This window comes from Synechococcus sp. N32, assembly GCF_900473895.1.
Classification (GTDB): Bacteria; Cyanobacteriota; Cyanobacteriia; order PCC-6307; family Cyanobiaceae; genus Parasynechococcus.
On record NZ_UCND01000008.1, the window covers coordinates 25,295 to 44,630 of the forward strand.

Below are 19,336 nucleotides of genomic sequence, written 5' to 3' on the forward strand. Positions count from 1 at the left end.
ATCAGGGCGTGGAGCCTGCAAGCGGCCAAGACAACAGCAGGCTTAATGCCCAGGCCTGGCAGCGCTGGAGGTCTGGTCGCGCCGGCGCCGAAGAAATCGAGCATTGGCAGCAACAGCTCCACCAGCAGCTTCCCTGGCTCCCACAAGACCTGCTGGATCCGTCGCTGGTGCCCATCGCTCTGTTGCGCAACCCGAGCCAGTGGTCCCCTGAGGACAGCGGGCTGGATCCCATCGATCTTCTGGCCTGCCACCGGGACCTCACGGACACCAAGCAACTGCTGCGCAGCGGTCGCCTGGGCGAAATCGCCCTGGGACAGCGCAGCCTGTTCATGGATTTACCGCCGGTGCATCTCCAGGCCTACCGGGATGGGTTGAGACCAGCGGCACGTGAAGACTCCCTCAGCGCCCTGGAGCACCTCGGGGGCATCGGCCGTCAACGCTTCCAGCAGGGACAGCCCCTGGGCATGGATCTCGATCGCTACCAGCCCCCCCGACCGGACCCAGCACCAAGCGGGCCCACCCCCTCAGCGGCCTCGATCCTGGTGGTTCTCCACCCAACCACTCAAGAAGCAAAGGCCGAGTCGGCGCGCAACTCACAACCAGAAGGTTGGGGAGAAGGTTGGGGCCAGATCCGACACGCCTCCCTCGAAGATCCCTCTGGATGGATCAGAGCTCCATTCCCAGACGACGAAACCCTCGTCAGCTTCTGCCACGCCAGTGATCAGCTGGATCCCCAGGCAGCCCTGCGCATGGCCCACTGCGCAGCGCAACACCGTGAAGCGGTGTTGCTCACCAGCGATGAAACCCTGCGCTGGAGTGACGACCCAGGCATTCCTGCGGGGAACCGCCAGAACAGAACAGCCATCTCACCGTTTCGACTGCTCTGCCGGGGATGCATCGGCGGCCTGGTGACCCTGCGCTGGTCGACGCTCCAACAGCTGAAGCTGCCGGCATCCACCGGTTCGCTACATGCCCTACTGCTGGATCTGGCGCTGCAGGTTTGCCGCCGCGGCGACGCCGTGGCCCACTGCTCGGAGGTGTTGCTGCAGCGATCCATCCGGGCGAACCCGACCGTGCCCGACGTTGCCTCCCCGGCCGACCGCCACTGTTGGACCCCTGAGCTCAGCACTGAGATCCTGGCGATCAGCCAGCGACACAGCCCCGGCTTTCTCCTGCCGGGCGGGGAGCTCACACCCACTCAATCGCTGGGCGCCTGCCATCAGCTGCAGCTCCGCCCCGACCCCAGGGTTCTGGTGTCGGTTCTGATCCCATTTCGCGACCGGGTGGATCTCACCCAAAGCTGCGTCGCCTCCCTGCGCCTCTGCGCCGGAGCTGTGGCCTACGAGCTGATCCTGATCGACAACGGCAGTGAGGAGGCCGCCACCAAGGCCTGGCTGGACGCACAAGCCCAGCTCGATGACGTGTGCGTGGTGCGGGTGGACGAGCCGTTCAACTATTCGCGGCTCAACAACATCGGCCGCCGCCATGCCCAGGGCAGCCATTTGTTGCTGCTGAACAACGACATCGAATTCCGATCCGCCGAGGTGCTTCAGGCACTGCTGGACCCCTTCGCCTACCGCAGCACCAGCGCCGTGGGGGCCAGGCTGCACTACCCCGATGGGAGCATCCAGCATCAAGGAGTCGCCCTGGTGAAGGGGGAGCGCCGCTGTGTGGTGGAGCCTGGCAAACACCTGCACAGCCCCGCCGTGCTGGCCACCCTCACCCCCCTGCTGGTGCAGGAGGAATTCACCGCCGCCACCGGAGCCTGCCTGATGCTTCGCAGCAGCGATTTCGATCGCATTCAAGGCTTCGATGAAGATCTCGCCGTGGTGTTCAACGACGTGGACCTCTGCCTGCGTCTGAGGCAAAGCGAAGGTTCGGTGGTGGTGACCCCGTTTGTGGAGATCGTTCACCACGAATCAATCAGTCGCGGCAAAGACCGCGAAGGCGCTGCTCTGGCCCGGCATCAACGGGAGTCGGGCCTCCTGCGGGCCAAGCACGCCGAGCTGTTCGCCACCGGTGATCCCCTGACCAGTTCATGCATTCACCCCCACAGCAATCGCTATCAACCCCGGGAGCCCGCGCCGCGCTCGAAAGGCCCGGTGGCCGATGCCGTGCTGATGCACTGGAGGAATCCAAACTTCGAGCCCAGCCATCAACGACCGATCGTTGTGCTGGCGCATTTCTCAGCAGACAACCGATTTCGGGACGATCTCTTCCCCCTGATTGATGCCTACCAGCGCTTCGCCGACGTGATCGTTGTGTCGTCAGCCAGCGGGCTGCGCTGGCATCCACGAACCCTGCATCGGCTGCGCCAACGCTGTGCCGCGCTCGTGATCCGGCGCAACCAGGGGTACGACTTCGGCAGCTGGAAAGCAGCCCTGAAGCTGCATCGGCAAGACATTGAACAGGCGGCGTTCGTGGTGCTCACCAACGACAGCTTCTGGGGACCGATCACGCCCCTCGACGATCTGTTCCAACGCCTGCACGCCAGCACAGCGGATGTGATTGGGCTGACGGACGATCTGATGTACGAACCGCATCTATCGTCCGCCTTCACGGCTTACAAACCGAAGGCATTGCAATGCCCCGCCTTCAATCGCTTCTGGGAGTCCCTGCAGATCTGGCCCCGCAAACGGGACCTGGTCAAACAATGCGAAGTGGGCCTGCCGGTGCAGCTGAGGGCAGCGGAACTGAAGCTCGAAAGCCTCTACACCCACAACGCCAACGGCAACGTTCTGCACTACGACTGGCAGCACTTGATTGAGCAACGGGGATTCCCCTTCCTCAAGGTGAGCCTGCTGCGCGACAACCCCACCAGGCAACCCGTCGACAGCTGGCCCGAGGTGATCGGCCGACGCAACCCTCAGCTGGCGGCCAGCATCGAACGCCAACTGCGGCCGAAACCAGGGTTAAAGCGACTGCTTGATCGGCTGCGCCGTCGACTGAATGGAAGTGATCGCAAGGGGTCTCGTGCTGTAATGGCGCCGACTTCACGCCGGTGAGCCAGTCGATGAGCACCGCATCCAAGCGACGGGGAATCATCCTGGCTGGCGGGAGCGGCACGCGGCTGCATCCGATCACCCAGGCCGTCAGCAAACAGCTGCTGCCGGTTTACGACAAGCCGATGATTTATTACCCGCTCAGCACCCTGATGCTGGCGGGGATCCGCGAGATGCTGATCATCACCACCCCCCACGACAGGGATGCCTTTCAGCGCTTGCTCGGCGACGGCCGCCGCTGGGGCATGACGATCGAGTACGCCGTGCAACCGAGCCCAGACGGTTTGGCCCAGGCGTTTCTGATTGGTGCCGATTTCCTGGCAGGCCACCCCGCCGCCCTGGTGCTTGGAGACAACCTCTTCCACGGGCACGATCTGGTGCCCCAGCTGGTGAACAGCAACGCTCAAGCCCAAGGGGCGACGGTGTTTGCCTACCCCGTCAGTGATCCCGAGCGTTACGGCGTGGCCGAGTTCGATGCCAACGGCCGCGTGCTGAGCCTGGAGGAAAAACCCCAACACCCGAAGAGCCGCTATGCCGTGACGGGTTTGTACTTCTACGACGAGAGCGTCGTGGATCGAGCCCGCCAGGTGAAGCCTTCCGCACGGGGGGAGCTGGAGATCACCGATCTCAATCAGATGTACCTGGACGAAGGGCTGCTGCGGGTGGAACTGATGGGTCGTGGCATGGCCTGGCTCGACACCGGCACCTGCGACTCGCTGAACGATGCCGGCGGTTACATCCGCACCCTCGAACATCGCCAGGGGCTGAAGGTGGGATGCCCCGAAGAGGTGGCCTGGCGCCAGGGCTGGATCACAGCGGAACAACTGAATCAGCTGGCGCAACCCCTTAAGAAGAGCGGCTACGGCTCCTATCTCCTGCAAATGCTCGAGGAGAGCGTGAGCGATCACGCCGCTCTGCAAACCAGCCTCGAGGTGCGCCATGCAGCTTGAACAACTGACAACCCCATCCGGCGCGTTGATGCAGGGCCCCCTGCTGATCACGCCCCAGGCCTTCGGCGATGACCGCGGCTGGTTCTACGAAAGCTGGAACCAACGCAAATTTGATGATGCGGTCGGGGAACCCGTGCTGTTCTCTCAGGACAACCACTCCCGCTCGATCCAGGGTGTGCTGCGGGGTCTGCACTACCAGCTCGCACCGGAACCTCAGGCCAAGCTGGTGCGTGCCACGTTCGGAGCGATTTACGACGTCGCCGTCGACATCCGGCGCAACTCGCCCAGCTACGGCGCCTGGGTCGGGGCCGAACTCAGTGCCGAAAACAAATGCCAGCTTTGGATTCCCGAAGGCTTCGCCCACGGCTTTCTCACCCTCAGCAGTGTTGCGGAGGTGCAGTACAAAGCGCGGGGCTTCTGGAACAAAGCCTGCGAACGGGCCATCGTCTGGAATGATCCCGATCTGGCCATTGCCTGGCCGATCGAACAGCTGCAGGGCGCAGAGGTGAGCCTGTCGGGCAAGGATGCCGAAGCGCCGGGGTTCAAAGCGGCTGGAGCCGCGGGAGACGTTTTCCCATGAAGGTTCTGCTCACCGGAGCTGGTGGTCAGCTGGGGCAAGCTCTGATCGCCTCCGCCCCCCAGGGACTTGAACTGGTGGCCACCAGCCGTCAGGAGTTCGACCTGGCCGACGCTGAAGCCTGCCGTGCTGCCGTGAAACAGCACCAACCCGACTGGGTGCTCAATGCAGGTGCCTACACCGCAGTGGACAAGGCCGAGTCGGAACCGGAGCTGGCCCATGCGGTGAATGCCGGAGCACCCGAAGCCTTTGCTGGAGCCCTGGATCAACAGGGGGGACGCCTGCTTCAGATCAGCACCGACTTCGTCTTCAACGGGACCCAGGGCACGCCATATCAACCCGAGCAGTCTCTAGATCCTCTTGGCGTTTACGGGGCCAGCAAAGCGGCTGGAGAAGCCGCGGTCCAAAGCGTGTTTGGACCCGAAGGACGGGGCCTGATCCTGCGCACCAGCTGGGTAATCGGCCCCGTCGGGAAGAACTTCGCCCTCACCATGCTTCGGCTCCACCGCGAACGGGATCAATTGGGTGTCGTCGCAGACCAGGTGGGCTGTCCCACCAGCACCCTGAACCTGGCTCAAGCCTGTTGGCGAACCCTTGAGATCGCTGGTGAACGCGAGCTGCCAGCGGTGATGCACTGGAGTGATGCCGGTGCTGCCAGTTGGTACGACGTGGCGGTGGCCGTTGGCCAGATCGGGGCTGAATTGGGACTCATCGACACCCCCGCAGAGGTTCAACCGATCACAACAGCGGACTACCCCACCCCTGCGGAACGCCCGGCCTATTCCCTTCTTGACTGCACCGCAACCCGAGCCGCGCTGGAGCTCAACGGCGAACACTGGCAGCAAGCCCTGAAGGCCGTGTTGCAACAAGCCAAAACACCATGAAAGGCAACTGAGTTCAACGCCCCAACCCCAAACAACGTCCACCCACGCTCTCATCAATGGTTTCGTCCATGCCTTCCGCCGCCGACTTGCTGGGAGATCGCCGCAGAGTTCTGGTCACAGGAGGTGCCGGCTTCATTGGCGGCGCCGTCGTGCGAAGGCTGCTGCGGGAGACCACAGTCACCGTCTTCAATCTCGACAAGATGGGCTATGCCAGCGACCTAACCTCGATTGAGGAGGTGCTGAGCGAGCTGGGCGAATCGGCGAACGATCGACACAGGCTTCAGCAGGTGGATCTGACCGATGCCACCGCCGTTGAGGCTGCGGTGCAGGAGGCCGACCCCGATCTGGTGATGCACCTGGCAGCGGAAAGCCATGTGGATCGGTCCATTTCCGGTCCTGGTGTGTTCATCGAGAGCAACGTCACCGGCACCTACAACCTCCTGCAGGCGGTGCGGGGCCACTACGAGGACTTGAGCGGTGAACGCCGGGAGGCCTTCCGGATGCACCACATCAGCACCGACGAAGTGTTTGGTTCACTGGGCGCCGAGGGGCGCTTCTCAGAAACCACGCCCTACGATCCCCGCAGCCCTTACTCCGCCAGCAAGGCGGCCAGTGATCACCTGGTTCAGGCCTGGCACCACACCTTTGGGCTTCCTGTGGTGCTCACCAACTGCTCGAACAACTACGGTCCCTGGCAGTTCCCGGAAAAACTCATTCCCGTGGTCACCTTGAAGGCCGCTGGAGGTGAATCAATTCCTCTCTATGGCGATGGTCTGAATGTGCGGGATTGGTTGTATGTGGAAGACCACGTCGATGCATTGCTTCTGGCAGCCTGCAACGGAACATCGGGCCGCAGTTACTGCGTTGGCGGCCACGGTGAACGCACCAACAAGGAAGTCGTTCGTGCCATTTGCACACAGTTGGATCAGAGCTGCCCCGCATCAACACCCCACTCAGATTTGATTACACCGGTAACCGACCGCCCAGGCCACGATCGCCGCTATGCGATTGATCCGGCCCGTATCACTTCGGAGCTGGGCTGGCGGCCGCGCCACGATGTGCAACAAGGCCTGGCTGAAACCGTGCGCTGGTACCTGTCCCATCAGGACTGGTGTAAGAAAGTGCGTGAGCGGGCGGGATATGACGGCAGCAGGCTGGGAATCGGAACATCGAAATCAAAGTAGACGTCCGGCATGCCTAAACAACGTCATCCACTTTCCGCACTATCAAACAGAACGCGACAGCTGCTGAAGCACTCGGCCGCCGCACTCAGCAGCCGAAGGCTTCTGCCCAAAGTGCTGCGAAAACGCCTGAAACGCCTGGAGCAGCCCGCAGCCACGAGCCCTCCCGATAACAGACGTCAAAAAACGACGCCTGAACTTCAGGCTTATATCAAACAACTTCAGGAACAACAAACCGATAAAAAAATAATTCGCGACTTCCGCGAACTGGCACATTACGCCTACGTTTTTGACATAGAATTCTATAAATCCCAACTCAACCTCAAGGAAGCCGATTCACTTCACAACATCGGCGACATCATCCTTCACTACTGCATCTCAGGAAGCAGAAAAGGAATTGACCCCAGCTGCTTATTTGATACAGACAACTATTTAAGCAAATATCCCGACATCAAAACCAGTGGACTCAACCCTATGGTCCACTTTTTCAAGTTTGGCATCCACGAAAACCGCTACTCAATGGACGACATCCATTTCATGCGGAAGATGGCCGACATCAAAAGGCCAAATCCAAGCACAATTAACAATATCAAAGACGTCCTGAAAACCAAAAAAGTCGGCGTCTTTCTGCACATTTTCTATCCTGAGCTGGCCGAGACGATCGCCACCTACCTCAACAATATTCCGTGCGAGATTGATATTTTCATCTCCACAAAAGAGGAATCAGCCCAGGCACTTAAAAGCATCTTTGAACGCTGCGACAATGCGCATAAAGTTGATGTTCAACATTTCAGCAATATCGGCCGCGACGTCGCTCCATTCCTTGTGGGCTTTGGCGAGCAAATCCTCAAGTACGACCTTGTCCTCAAGCTTCACTCGAAGAAGAGCCCTCACAGCAATGCACTGAGCGGATGGTTTCTTCATTGCCTCGACAACCTGATTGGCAGCGAAGCAGTCACCGCAACAAACCTGAATGCACTGCAGTCGAAGCAGACCGCAATCATTTATCCGGTCGAGAACTATGCATTAAGCCTTGGGATCAAACATGATTCTTGCTGGGGCCATGAAGATGATAATTACAAAAAAGCTGAGCCTTTCCTGACTAAATTTGATCTCAGCCATATCAAGAGAGACAGCACTTTCCGCTTTCCTACTGGCACCATGTTTTGGTGCAAGCCAGGCATCCTGAAGCCGATTCTTGACTGGCATCTAACCTGGGAAGACTTTGACACAGAAGGGGGACAGATCGATGGGACGATTGCCCACAGCATTGAACGACTCATCGGAATCTCAACAACAGAAATATTCAAGCAGAAACTGGAAACAACTTATTGCGGATACTCTCTTTCAAAACAGCATCTAACCGACAAATCTGTCATCGAAGGTAGAAATAAACTGAAAATTGACGGATTCGAGAAGGTTATTCACTTCAAACCAAGGAAACTTGATCCGAATTGGTCACTGAGGAACAACACCAAGCGGGATGCTCTTGACATTCATTGGGTAATCCCCAATTTCACACCTGGGCTGGGCGGTCACATGACAATTTTCCGAGCCATCGATTTTCTAGAGCGAAGTGGTCACCACTGCACGATCTGGATTCATTCCGAGATGAAGGGAGACAAACCAAGTCGTCTGAGCTACCTGCACAAACGTGTCATCGATCAATACTTCCTCCCACTGAAGACAGACCAGGTTTACATGCTGGGAAACAGCCAGGATGATCTTGATCGGGTCAGTGGAGACATCGTTATTGCAACGGATCGGATGAGCACCTACCCAGTGCTTGGGATGAAGAAATTTAAAAAGAGATTTTACTTTGTTCAGGATTACGAACCTTACTTTTTTGCGCGGGGAAGTTCCAGCATTCTCGCTGAACAAACCTACGCATCACAGAATAATTTTGCCTGTATTTGCGCAAGTCCTTGGCTGAAAAAACGCATGGAAAGACTTGGCAATCCAGCCATATCATTTCCGCTTGCAGTTGATCACAGTGTTTACCACCTCCACAAGGATCAACAACGCAGCAATCATGTGATTGCTTTCTACGTCAGACGTAGCACTCCGAGACGCCTTTACGAACTTGGTCTGCTCGCACTCAGGGCCTTGTTTGATCTCGGAGACAATTTTGAGATCATTACCTTCGGCGAGAATGACCTTCCAGATCTCGGAATTCCAGTCAAGGTCAGACACGCTGGAATCCTGGATGCCGAGGCGCTGGCGGACCTTTATAACCAATGCACGATCGGTTTTGTTCTCTCAGGAACCAATTACTCCTTGGTGCCCAATGAAATGATGGCCTGTGGGTTACCCGTTGTTGATATTGATGCCGAACACACACGTCTCTCCTATCAAGCTCAGACAGCGATCTTGGCTGAACCGACCCCAGCTGGCCTGGCCGGTGCACTGAGTCGTTTACTTAATGATCCAGATTTCCGCAACATAACCGCCAAGGCTGGCCTGGCAGCCACTGAAGACCTCGTATGGGATGAGTCCAACAAGCTGATTGAAGCCTTCATGCAGCAATTGCTGCCAGCGGAGAGAGCATCATCGATGCCTGCCAAACCAGCGATCCCATTGATCACAGTGGTCATCCCTGTTTACAACGGTGGCACAATGCTGAAAACCGTTGTTGAGTCCTGTCTCGAGCAGGACATTGACCAGGAATTCGAGGTGTTGTTAATCGACAGTGCCTCGAGCGATGGATGCCTGGACGGACTGCCACAGGACGAGAGACTCCGTGTGCACCGGATTCGCAAGGAAGACTTCGGCCATGGTCGAACCCGCAATCTGGGAGCGGAGCTGGCACGAGGTGAGTATGTCGCTTTCATCACCCAAGATGCAATTCCGGCGAATCGCATGTGGCTAATGAATCTGATTGCTCCACTTCAGAAAGACCCAGCTGTTGCTGGTGTATTCGGTTGCCACATTGCCCACAGCGATCATGGGCAACTCACCGCCCATGACCTTGACCAGCACTTCAATCGTTGGATTTTTCGCAGCCACCGTCAACCGATCGAGCTAGATATTGATCGTCAGACTAGTGATGGCGACGTCAGTAACCATGAACGCTTCTACTCCGACAATAATTCCTGCCTGAGGAAATCAATCTGGCAGTTTCTGCCGCTCCCCGATGTCGTGTACGGCGAGGATCAGTTATGGGCACGCGAAATTCTCAGGCGCGGCTACAAAAAAGCATATGCCCCAACAGCAGTGGTTCGTCATTCGCATGAATACACTTTTCGTGAAACTGCCTTACGTGCCAATACCGAATGGCACTTTTACAAAAAAATGCTCAGGGAAAAATTGCCATCCAGCAAACAGGAAGTTCTCCAAATGGTAGAAATATCCTGCGCCAATGACGTCAAAGCAAAGCAGTTGTACCCAAGCATCAGCGACGAGGACCTAATTCGACGCCGTAAGCTTCACTTTGCACGAGCTTGCGGTTATTACCTAGCAGGCAAAGGGCGAGGAGATATCCACCCCTAGCTACTTGAGGCACTTGCGTGAAGATCCTTCTCAATTCGTCCGCATTGCTTTGAGAAGGAAGCCACCCACACCCCAGGCCACCACAACAACACCGATCGACGCAAGAAATCCTTGCCAACGCCAGTTTTGATCGGGTGAAATAGGCAATTGAGGTTGACTAAGAACAACCACGAATTTTTGCTGTCTTTGACTTTCGCGGCGACTGTTGTCGGCAGCCAATCGAGCCGATTGTAGAGACTGCGATGCAAAGTCGACATCTGCTCGCAATCCAGCCTCTTCAATTGCCAGCGTATTCAAATCCCGACCATTTTCACTAATGGCTCTGTCTCTCTCCGTACGAATCTGAGCTTCAAGTTCACTCACTTGGTCTGCAACAAATGAGACTTCTGGGGCATTTGGATCTCTGTATTGGCGACGCAAGGCTGCCTCCTCAACCTTCAATTCAACCAGTTGTGATTCGAGGCCAGAAATAAATGAACTTGCCGCAGCCTGTTCAGATTCAACATTCAGATTTCCATGTTTTTCCTGGAAAAGCTCAAGACTTTTTGTAGCAGCTTTCAAATTGATTTCAGCTAGTTGAACTTCTTTTTTAGCAAAGTTATTCTGATCTGAGCTGATGGTTTGATTTACTTCATTCACAAAACGGCGAGACTGATCAAGCAGCTCCTTATTGAGTTTAAAAGCTTGATCAGGAGTGAAGCCAGATGTTGTCAGTATGACAGAGCCACTCAAGGGTTGAGGAGCAACATGCAGTTGTTTTTTATAGAATGATAGCTGCGCTGGCCCTGAACTATTGGAGGGCAATCCTGCCAACACATCAGGAAATTTTACGCGATAATCCTGCTCAAGTCTCTGGGGATTCGGAAACAAGCGAGTCTTGACATCAGACGATTCAAGATAGACCTGTAAATATTGTCCATCAACTAGGGAGGTTAGGACCTGTGGAGCAGATGCTGCTCCCGCCAAAACGGAAGCCGACGATGTATTCAGAGGAGTTGCCTGCTGAATTACAAATTCAGACACAGTTGTGTATCGATCTCTTCCTATGGCAAAAAAATAGAGAGCAGATGTTGCCAAAAAAGCAGAGATCAGAACCCTTGGCTTCGCAAGACGCTTGAACCGTTCACGCCAGAGCTCAGCTGGCTGACCTTCAGCAAAAGCGCGCGGGAAAAGAAGCGAAGAAGGCCTTTCCCTGGGGAGAGAAGAGGAGGAGCTCGAAGAAGAGGTGGGCTCAGTCATAGCTAAAAATTAACTCAAGAATTCGACTAGAGCAATGACGCAGAAGAGTTAATCGTCACTGGACTCAAGAAGCCGCGATTCATTCGTTTTATACAATACCAATGAAAAGCCCAATGTAAGCATAGAACAGCAAATTAAATAACCCAATGATATATCGGGTATAGGGTAATCATTATTTAACGAATATCGGAAGAGCTCGACAGAATGAAGAACCGGATTCCAAGTTACAAACGGACGCGTAAAAGGGGGAAGTTCGAAAGTGGCAAAGAATATCCCCGATGTAAAGATAATAACCCGTTGCATAGCCCTTTTGATGATTTTAGTCACCCATTTATTGAGTCCTGCGAGGAAGATTACGCAGAGACCAAACCCTACAGCCATCACGACAGTAAGAAGATAAACCACAATCGCCAACCCAGGACTATCAAACCTGAAACTCCAAGTAAACATCCAAACAAGGCCCAAAATTGCAATAGATAGGGTTAAAAGAGCTCTCAAGTCATTAAGAGACAACGCTAGAAGAATATTCAGAGGTCTAATTCTTGAGTAATAAAGAGGCGCCCTTAACTTCAAACCCTGCAGAGCCTTGATTGCAACATTCCTGAAAAGAAAAGCGAGCACGAATCCAGAAGCTATAAATAAAACAATATTAAAATACATATCGGTCGAGCCTCCAGCAGCAAATCTATTGCTTCCTCTCAGCAAACTAAATCCAACACGCATCACGATGAAGAAGAGCATCAATTGCATGGGATTAATCAGACCTTCCCAATTCCCCAACGAACTTCCCGTCGACTTCCTGTCAAGGTCGTAATCCGCAATCGCAAGCACAATCGAGATTTGGCGCCGTATGGCCCGAGCGAGCCTTCCTAAAAAAGTCATCATTGCCCCCCTTTTTTAAAAATCGTCGTCTTGATCATCAGAAGTTTCTAAATTCGTCAGATTCAATCCAACATCAAATTTATCATCTTCAGAATCCGACACATCGAAACCCTCAAGATTGTCGCGAGCCCACTGCATTGACTCAGACAACTCTCCGGAAAATAAGATTTCGCCGAAGCTTCCCAGAACCAATCCATCGGCACAGAATTCGCGAAGGAAGCGACTATTCGTTGATGTTGCAATGAGACTCTTCCCTTCGATCTGCTTCAACAGAAGCCTCCTGAGAGGCTTTGCCGCTTTAGACATCAAGAATTTTGTTTTGGGAATGAGGTAGAGGTCAAAGGAAAAGAGAACAGACAATGCAAGAAAAAAGAAATCTTTCTGGGTCTTTGTCAGCTCCTTAATGATTAACTGAGGATAGATACTTACTTCCTCGAGCAACGTCCAGACCTCATCGGAAGATATTTGTGATTTCTCCAGGCAATCACCGTAAACATTGGACAGAAAACTAAAAGCATGGGAAACTCTCAATTTGCTATCAAGGCCCGCTTCCCCTCCCACAGGCCAACCGATAACCCCTTCTCCGAAGAACTCGCCAGAAACTGGAGGAACCAAGCCAGCGAGCCCTACGATTAATTGGTATCGCAAGTAAGAATTTGTGGTAATCACAGCGATTCTGTTCCCTGAAGAGAGGCCCCAACTCCAGGGCTGCTTAAAGGAAACATTTGGATTAGACTTATCGCAGCGAAGTGAAAAGTTCTGGAACGTCAGTACAGGATTGGCTGAAGCTTTCGCAATAACCACAACGCCAGAATCTGAAGAGAAACTTCAGTGACAATACCACTGCTAAACCAAGCACGTTCAAGGGTGCTTCTCAACCCAATCTAGAGCTCCTCTCACCAGTCCAGTCCGACAACGCTTTTCCAAACGATCCGTCACCAATCCCAAGGCCAGTCCTGCCGTGCGTTGCACTAGCGGCTGCGGCAGACGTTTCAGTGATCCGCTGATGGACAGTTCCAGGCTGAGATCAGCCTTCGCCATCAAGCATTCCTGTTCTGGTCGAATCGATGCCTGGCACTTGAACTGAATCAGCTCCTGCAAACGACCCAGTCCATGAATGATGCACTGTTCAAACACGATGTTGAGTTGATCGCCATCCCAATTGGAGAGGAACACCACCTCAGGCTGAAGCTGAAAATTCAGCAACTGATATGGCCTGGAGGAGTAAAAGAACCGGTTGTTCGCCAGTCGCTCCACTTTTTTGCGATTCAATAATGCCTTCAGAGGTCGGCCAGGCTGCGACAGATATCCCTGAAGCTGGCTCTGAGACGTATCGGGCAGCGGGAGAGCGATGTCATGGGAACGGTGAACCTGCACCGGACAAGACCCAAACGGTTGAAGCGGAACGATGGCACGACCTATGGCACGACCACCGGACAGTGATCACGGATGATCGATGCAACGCTCGATCGCGCCGTGGACCCGATGACGCAGCCGTTCAGGATTGAAACCGACAGCCTGGGGGGCATTGAGGTGGAATCCAAAGCGCTCTGGGGAGCCCAGACCCAGCGGTCGCTTCAGAACTTCGCCATCAGCGACGAACGGATCCCGCTCGAAATCATCCAGGCCCTGGCCTGGATCAAGCGTTCCTGCGCCACGGTGAACGGCGAGCATGCGCTTCTGAACCCTCAACAGGTGGAGCTGATCTGCACGGCGGCCGATGCCATTGCCGCTGGCCAGCACAACGATCAGTTCCCACTGCGGGTCTGGCAGACCGGAAGCGGGACCCAGACCAACATGAACATCAACGAGGTGATCAGCAATCTGGCGTCTCAGGCTTCAGGCAACGCCCTCGGCAGCCACACCCCAGTGCACCCGAATGACCACGTCAATCGGTCGCAATCCACCAATGATGTGTTTCCCGCAGCGATTCACGTCGCCGCGGCCAAGCACCTGAAGGACGGGCTGCTGCCGGCGCTCGATGCCCTGGTGCAGGCCTTGGATGCCAAAGCCCAGGCCTGGATGCCCATCGTCAAGATTGGCCGCACCCATCTGCAGGATGCGGTGCCCCTGCGTCTGGGCGATGAAGTGGGCGCCTGGCGGGATCAACTCAAACAAGCCCAGGCATGGCTGGAGGACTGTCTGGTCAGCCTCGGCGATCTTCCCCTGGGGGGCACCGCCGTGGGCACGGGGTTGAACACGCCGCCGGGCTTCCGCCATGCCGTTGCGGACGAGCTGAGCCGGGTCGCCGGCGTCAAGGTTCATCCCGCTGACAACCTCTTCGCGGTGATGGCCGGCCATGACGCCCTCGTTCAAGCGATGGGCCAACTTCGCCTGCTGGCGGTGGCCCTGCTCCGGATCGCCAACGACGTACGGCTGCTTGGGTGTGGCCCCCGGGCAGGTCTGGGCGAGTTGCGGCTGCCCGCCAACGAACCCGGCAGCTCGATCATGCCGGGAAAAATCAATCCCACCCAGTGCGAAGCCATGGCCATGGTCTGCACCCAGGTGATCGGTCTCGATGGCGCCGTGGCAGCCGCTGGCGCAGGCGGCCATCTGCAGATGAATGTCTACAAGCCCTTGATCGGCTTCAACCTGCTGCAGTCGATCCGCATGCTCAAGGACGCCATGACCAGCTTCCGCCAGAACCTGGTGGAGGGTTTGGAGCCGGATCGGGAGCAGATTCAGCGGTTCGTGGATCGCTCCTTGATGCTGGTCACCGCCTTGACCCCCAGCATTGGTTACGAGAAGGCCAGTGCCATCGCTCAGCATGCCCACCATCAGGGGTTGACGCTGAAGCAGGCGGCCCTGGAGCTCGGCCACATCAGCGAAGCCGACTTTGATCAGCAGGTGAATCCCGGCGCCATGGCCGCTCCGGACGCCTGAACTCAGGCGGCCCGCTCCGTTGCCGGGTTGAGCGCAGCGGGAGCCGGCACCAGATCCTCGGCCTCGGCCACGGGGAAGCGGTTGATCGCTTTCAGAGCCTGACGGGCATGGCTGCGCAGTTGCTCGCTGATCGCTTCGCAGTACGGCACCTGGGCCAGAAGGTCCACGGTGCGGCGCATGATGCGCACCACATCGCCCTCATCCAGCGAGGTATTGGCGATCAGATCGCTCCAGGACGTTCCCCGCGCCCAGGCATCCACAAGACCCATGAGCTCGGGTTCCCACCAGGCCGGCACCACCACACCGGCGCGTTCCTGGGCCCGCAGCAGCTCGCGACGCAGCCCCGAAAGATCCTGCAGGGCTTCCTCAGCTGCAGCAGGTGGCGGGAAGCCACTCCACAGGTCGGGGCGGTTGACCTCGGTGCTGATCGCCTCGAACACCGCCGCCAGGTCTGGGGGGGAAAGGTCATCGAGATGGCCACTCATCAGCGCCAGCCCCAGCCAGAGTTCGTTGTCGCCCCGCAAAGCCGCAACGGTGCGGCCGATCTCCGTGGGATCCAGCTCATCAAGACATCCGAAGTGCTGCAGGATCTCCATCAAGGCGAGGAAGGTCTCCCAGTGGCGGTTGGCCCGCTGATGCAACAGCTGCTGCCGTTCAGCGATCTCCAACTCCAGATCTTCCATGCGCCGGCGGTGCTTCTTCAGCTGTTTGCGATCTCCCCAGCGATGGGCCGGGTGCTGCTCCTGCTCCTGCTCCAGATCCCGCACCAGCCGGGCCTGGGTCAACACCTCCCCAGCCAGGTCGTATTGCGGGGTGGTCATGTCGTGGCGCCGGGCCATGTGGGCCACGGCTAACGCCAAACCACCACTGGCCTGATCGCCATGGCGCAACTCACCGGAGCGGGACAGCTCCGGGACATCCAGCCCATCCACCTGCAGGCAACTGAGCTCCGCATGGATGCTCACCACGGCCTGACAGGGCAGCAGGATCCAGACGTTTTCATCGGTCAGGCAGAGCAGCAGCGGGAACTGACCGGGCCCCTTCACCTTCTCCACGATCACCGCGGGCGCGACGCGCCCCCGCAGCTGCGGCGATTTGAGGCTGACCAGGGTGCCGGTGCTGGCGAACTGCAGGGCCATCGTCAGCTCATTGGCCAGCGTCTCCTCGGCCTGCTGCTGAAGGATGCGGAGCAAGCGCCGCTCTTCGCGGAGCCGCCCACGCATTTTTTCGTAGTCCTCAAAATCTTCCCAGGGGATATCGCCGGCGACGCCCTCCAGCTGGCTGAGTTGCAACCGCAGCTGGGAGAGGTTCTCCTCGTCCTCCACGAGGTCCAGCCCCGCCAGGTAGCGGCCAAAACTACGCTCCACCAGCTCTCTGGCCTTGGCCAGATCGTGGCGCTGCAGCAGGTTGAGAACCATGCCGTAGCTGGGGGTGAACTGGCTCACCAGGGGGTCGGCGGGACTTGTCGCCAGCTGACCTGCCTCACGCACACCTTCGAACCGGCTTTGCACCGTCACGACGTAGCCCTGGGAGTCGAGGCCCCGCCGGCCGGCCCGGCCGGCCATCTGGAGGAACTCACTGCCCATCAGCGGGCGATGCCCCCGCTCGGTGCGCTTGGAGAGGGCAGCAATCACCGTGCTACGGGCCGGCATGTTGATGCCTGCCGCCAGGGTCTCCGTGGCGAAGACCACCTTCACCAACCCCTGCTGGAAGAGCTCTTCGATCAACTCCTTCCAGGCGGGCAGAACACCGGCGTGGTGGGCAGCGATGCCCCGCAGCAGCGCATCAGCGTGAATTCCATCCCGAACGGCCTCAAGGTTGTCGTGGCTGTAGGCGGTTAGACGTTCCTTGATCCGCGCCTGCTCTTCCTGAGTCACCAGGCACTGCACCCCCAGATCACGCACCGCCTTGTCACAACCGCGGCGACTGAAGATGAAATAGATGGCCGGGAGCATCTGCCGCTCCGCCATCTGAGCCACAACAAAGCTGATCGGTGGTGGCTCGGGTTGCGGCGGCCTCTGGGAACGCCCTTTGCGCTTGTGCCCCTTGGGCGCGCGCCAGACCTTGCAGTTGGGATGAAGACCCGTACCGGCTTCGTTGAGCAGTGGATGCAACCCCTTGGCACTGCAGAAGCTGAACTGCAGCGGCACCGGCCGGTGATCACTCATCACCAACGTGGTCGGACCATGCACCTTCTCGATCCAGTCGGTCAGCTGCCCGGCATTGGCCACGGTCGCGGAGAGCGCCACCAGCTGCACCGTGGGTGGGCAGTGAATGATCGACTCCTCCCAGACCGTGCCGCGCTGGGAATCGTTCATGTAATGGCACTCATCGAGCACCACCGCTTCCACATCAGCCAGGGGATCGTCATGCTCATCCGCCTCGGCGTACAGCATGTTACGGAAGATCTCCGTGGTCATCACCACGATCGAGGCCTCGCGATTCACGCTGAGGTCACCGGTCATCAAACCCACGTTCTCCGCACCGAACTGATCGCGGAAATCGCGCAGTTTCTGATTGGAGAGAGCCTTCAGAGGTGTGGTGTAGAAGACCTTCTGGCCGTGGGCCAGGGCGCGATGAATGGCGTATTCACCGATCAGGGTTTTGCCAGATCCTGTGGGGGCACTAACCACGACCGAATGTCCCTGGTTGAGGGCATCCATGGCCTCCAGCTGGAAATCGTCCAGCGGGAAGGGAAAGATTTCTGAGGGATTCAGTGGGGCACTGCGATCGACATCGGGCTCGGATCGGGGCGTGGCCGGTGTCGATTGGTTCATCGAATGATCTTAAGGAGCCTGGCTGAACTCTCTTTTCAAACAAGCGATAAGCCGCGCCAATGCAATCAATCAGATGTGCCGACCTCCTTTGACGGAACCAAGCCAGATCAGGAAAAATAATGAAGAGAATGCTTCGAGCTCTGGTGAGACCACCGGAGCTTTTTTTGTGCCTGCCTCCGCTGCAGCGAAGGGTGACAGGGGCACTGCGCCAGTGCCATGACGGAGGGGATTGAGCCCCACCTCCTGTGACCAGCACTCAGCTCACCAAGCCGCGGCCGGCTGAAGACACCCTGATCGATGCCCTGAGGGGCTGCCGTGACGTGAAAGAGCTGAAGGCCCTCGAACAACGCCTGGCGTCCACCACCGATGCGCCGCCGTTGTTCACCTGGATCTGCGATCTGCTCGTGGCACGACGCATCTCCCGTGGCCTCGCCGCCCGCCTGCTGTTTGAACTCCACAACGGGGACTCGATCTAGAGCGAACGGCTAAGGCGACCAGCTATGGCGAGCGACGCCTCCACACGGCGGCAAGGGCGCTGCCGATCAGGCAGTGAATCACTGCAGAGATGGCACCCGGCAACGCCGTGAGGGGACTGGCGAACCCGCCACTGCGGGCGAGCACCACGGCCAGTCCTGAGTTCTGCATGCCCACCTCGATGCTGATGGTGCGCTGGGCCTGCACGCTCTGCCCCGCCAACCGGGGAATCAGCCAGCCGAGCAGGAAGCCGCCGCCATGCAGCAGCAGGCAAGCCAGGATCAGCACGGGCCCCTGCTGAAGGAGCACAGCCGTCTGGCTGCCCACGATGCTGGAGACGATCATCACGATGGCCATCACCGCCAGAGGAGGCATCACCGGCTCAATCCGCTGGGCCACACCGGGCAGACCACGCTTGAGCACCACCCCAACGGTGACGGGCAGCAACACCACCTGAAGCACGGCCAGGAACAGGGCCCAACCGTCCACCGGCACGTACTGGCTGGCCAACACCTCCGTGAGACGCGGGGTCAACACCACCGCCGCCAGGGTGCTGATCGTGGTCATGACCACCGACAGCGCCACATCGCCACGGCCGATCAGAGCCACCACATTGCTGGCGGTCCCCCCCGGGCAGCAGCCGACCAGAATCAAGCCCACCGCAAGCGGGGCAGGCAGATGAAGAGCCGCCGCGATCCCAGCGGCAAGGGCCGGCATCACCAGGAACTGGACCAGCACCCCCAGCAGCATGGCGCGAGGGCGTCGACCCACCCTCACGAAATCAGCGGGTGTCAACCCGACGCCCATGCCGAGCATGATCACGCCGAGTCCAAGGGCGATCAGTGGCCCCTTAAACCAGATGAACAGCGGGGGATGCAGCAAGGCCAGCAGAGCTCCCAGCAACGTCCAAAGCGGAAAGAGCAGAGTGAAACGCTCCCAGGTCATGACGATCAGAGGACTGCGGCCATCCTTGTTCAGGGCGGATTCCAGACTGTTGT

The 19,336-nt window shown here is 57.6% G+C and carries 14 protein-coding genes; 8 read left to right on the forward strand and 6 right to left on the reverse strand.

Features of this window, described 5'->3' with window-relative positions; all coding sequences use genetic code 11:
- Positions 1-8: 8 nt before the first annotated feature.
- Genes DXY35_RS02425 through DXY35_RS02450 form a run of 6 tightly spaced genes read left to right on the forward strand, consistent with a single transcriptional unit; the run spans position 9 to position 10,083 of the window.
- The gene (locus DXY35_RS02425; protein ID WP_244272873.1) at positions 9-3,005 is read left to right on the forward strand and encodes a rhamnan synthesis F family protein; all 2,997 of its coding nucleotides are present in this window, start codon (positions 9-11) and stop codon (positions 3,003-3,005) included.
- An 8-nt stretch (positions 3,006-3,013) separates the two neighbouring features.
- Positions 3,014-3,952, forward strand: coding sequence for a glucose-1-phosphate thymidylyltransferase RfbA (gene rfbA / locus DXY35_RS02430; RefSeq protein ID WP_115080851.1), 939 nt, complete (start codon positions 3,014-3,016; stop codon positions 3,950-3,952).
- Entirely contained in the window at positions 3,942-4,532 is a 591-nt protein-coding gene (gene rfbC / locus DXY35_RS02435) for a dTDP-4-dehydrorhamnose 3,5-epimerase (protein WP_115080853.1), read from the forward strand. The genes rfbA and rfbC overlap by 11 nt, the downstream gene beginning before the upstream one ends.
- Positions 4,529-5,413: a dTDP-4-dehydrorhamnose reductase gene (gene rfbD / locus DXY35_RS02440; RefSeq protein ID WP_115080855.1), complete on the forward strand. Its 885-nt coding sequence runs from the start codon at positions 4,529-4,531 to the stop codon at positions 5,411-5,413. Before rfbC ends, rfbD begins: the two co-directional genes overlap by 4 nt.
- Before the next feature lie 56 nt (positions 5,414-5,469).
- Positions 5,470-6,597 (forward strand): dTDP-glucose 4,6-dehydratase, encoded by a 1,128-nt coding sequence (gene rfbB, locus DXY35_RS02445; protein WP_115080856.1) that lies wholly within the window; start codon positions 5,470-5,472, stop codon positions 6,595-6,597.
- Positions 6,598-6,606: 9 nt separating this feature from the next.
- Positions 6,607-10,083 (forward strand): rhamnan synthesis F family protein, encoded by a 3,477-nt coding sequence (locus DXY35_RS02450; protein ID WP_115080858.1) that lies wholly within the window; start codon positions 6,607-6,609, stop codon positions 10,081-10,083.
- A 30-nt stretch (positions 10,084-10,113) separates the two neighbouring features.
- Here the strand turns inward: DXY35_RS02450 and DXY35_RS02455 are convergent, their stop codons facing one another.
- The 4 genes from DXY35_RS02455 to DXY35_RS02470 form a co-directional block, all read right to left on the reverse strand.
- A complete protein-coding gene (locus tag DXY35_RS02455) occupies positions 10,114-11,322 on the reverse strand; it encodes a sugar ABC transporter (protein ID WP_244272875.1) in 1,209 nt (402 codons plus the stop codon).
- Between the two features lie 48 nt (positions 11,323-11,370).
- Positions 11,371-12,072, reverse strand: a complete 702-nt coding sequence (locus DXY35_RS02460; RefSeq protein WP_244272877.1) for a sugar ABC transporter — start codon at positions 12,070-12,072, stop codon at positions 11,371-11,373.
- Positions 12,073-12,219: 147 nt separating this feature from the next.
- Positions 12,220-13,008: a hypothetical protein gene (locus DXY35_RS02465; protein ID WP_137006693.1), complete on the reverse strand. Its 789-nt coding sequence runs from the start codon at positions 13,006-13,008 to the stop codon at positions 12,220-12,222.
- A 57-nt stretch (positions 13,009-13,065) separates the two neighbouring features.
- Entirely contained in the window at positions 13,066-13,581 is a 516-nt protein-coding gene (locus tag DXY35_RS02470) for a DUF1997 domain-containing protein (protein WP_115080862.1), read from the reverse strand.
- A 72-nt stretch (positions 13,582-13,653) separates the two neighbouring features.
- Between DXY35_RS02470 and DXY35_RS02475 the strand changes: the two genes are divergently transcribed.
- A complete protein-coding gene (locus tag DXY35_RS02475; RefSeq protein WP_115080864.1) occupies positions 13,654-15,087 on the forward strand; it encodes a class II fumarate hydratase in 1,434 nt (477 codons plus the stop codon).
- Between the two features lie 2 nt (positions 15,088-15,089).
- Here DXY35_RS02475 and DXY35_RS02480 read toward each other — a convergent pair whose 3' ends face one another.
- The gene (locus DXY35_RS02480) at positions 15,090-17,750 is read right to left on the reverse strand and encodes a DEAD/DEAH box helicase (protein ID WP_371681727.1); all 2,661 of its coding nucleotides are present in this window, start codon (positions 17,748-17,750) and stop codon (positions 15,090-15,092) included.
- Between the two features lie 359 nt (positions 17,751-18,109).
- On the opposite strand from DXY35_RS02480, the gene DXY35_RS02485 reads away from it, so the two are divergent.
- Positions 18,110-18,340: a hypothetical protein gene (locus tag DXY35_RS02485; protein ID WP_115080867.1), complete on the forward strand. Its 231-nt coding sequence runs from the start codon at positions 18,110-18,112 to the stop codon at positions 18,338-18,340.
- Positions 18,341-18,362: 22 nt separating this feature from the next.
- Here DXY35_RS02485 and DXY35_RS02490 read toward each other — a convergent pair whose 3' ends face one another.
- Positions 18,363-19,283 carry a bile acid:sodium symporter family protein gene (locus DXY35_RS02490; protein ID WP_115081063.1) on the reverse strand — a complete coding sequence of 307 codons (921 nt, stop codon included), beginning with the start codon at positions 19,281-19,283 and terminating at the stop codon, positions 18,363-18,365.
- Between the last annotated feature and the right edge of the window lie 53 nt (positions 19,284-19,336).

Excerpts from the sequence above, each read along its gene's own strand:
- rfbA (WP_115080851.1), top strand. The coding sequence starts at position 3,014 with ATGAGCACCGCATCCAAGCGACGGGGAATCATCCTGGCTGGCGGGAGC.
- rfbC (WP_115080853.1), top strand. The coding sequence starts at position 3,942 with ATGCAGCTTGAACAACTGACAACCCCATCCGGCGCGTTGATGCAGGGC.
- rfbD (WP_115080855.1), top strand. The coding sequence starts at position 4,529 with ATGAAGGTTCTGCTCACCGGAGCTGGTGGTCAGCTGGGGCAAGCTCTG.
- rfbB (WP_115080856.1), top strand. The coding sequence starts at position 5,470 with ATGGTTTCGTCCATGCCTTCCGCCGCCGACTTGCTGGGAGATCGCCGC.
- DXY35_RS02450 (WP_115080858.1), top strand. The coding sequence starts at position 6,607 with ATGCCTAAACAACGTCATCCACTTTCCGCACTATCAAACAGAACGCGA.
- DXY35_RS02455 (WP_244272875.1), bottom strand. The coding sequence starts at position 11,322 with ATGACTGAGCCCACCTCTTCTTCGAGCTCCTCCTCTTCTCTCCCCAGG.
- DXY35_RS02460 (WP_244272877.1), bottom strand. The coding sequence starts at position 12,072 with ATGCAATTGATGCTCTTCTTCATCGTGATGCGTGTTGGATTTAGTTTG.
- DXY35_RS02475 (WP_115080864.1), top strand. The coding sequence starts at position 13,654 with ATGATCGATGCAACGCTCGATCGCGCCGTGGACCCGATGACGCAGCCG.
- DXY35_RS02480 (WP_371681727.1), bottom strand. The coding sequence starts at position 17,750 with ATGGATGCCCTCAACCAGGGACATTCGGTCGTGGTTAGTGCCCCCACA.
- DXY35_RS02490 (WP_115081063.1), bottom strand. The coding sequence starts at position 19,283 with ATGACCTGGGAGCGTTTCACTCTGCTCTTTCCGCTTTGGACGTTGCTG.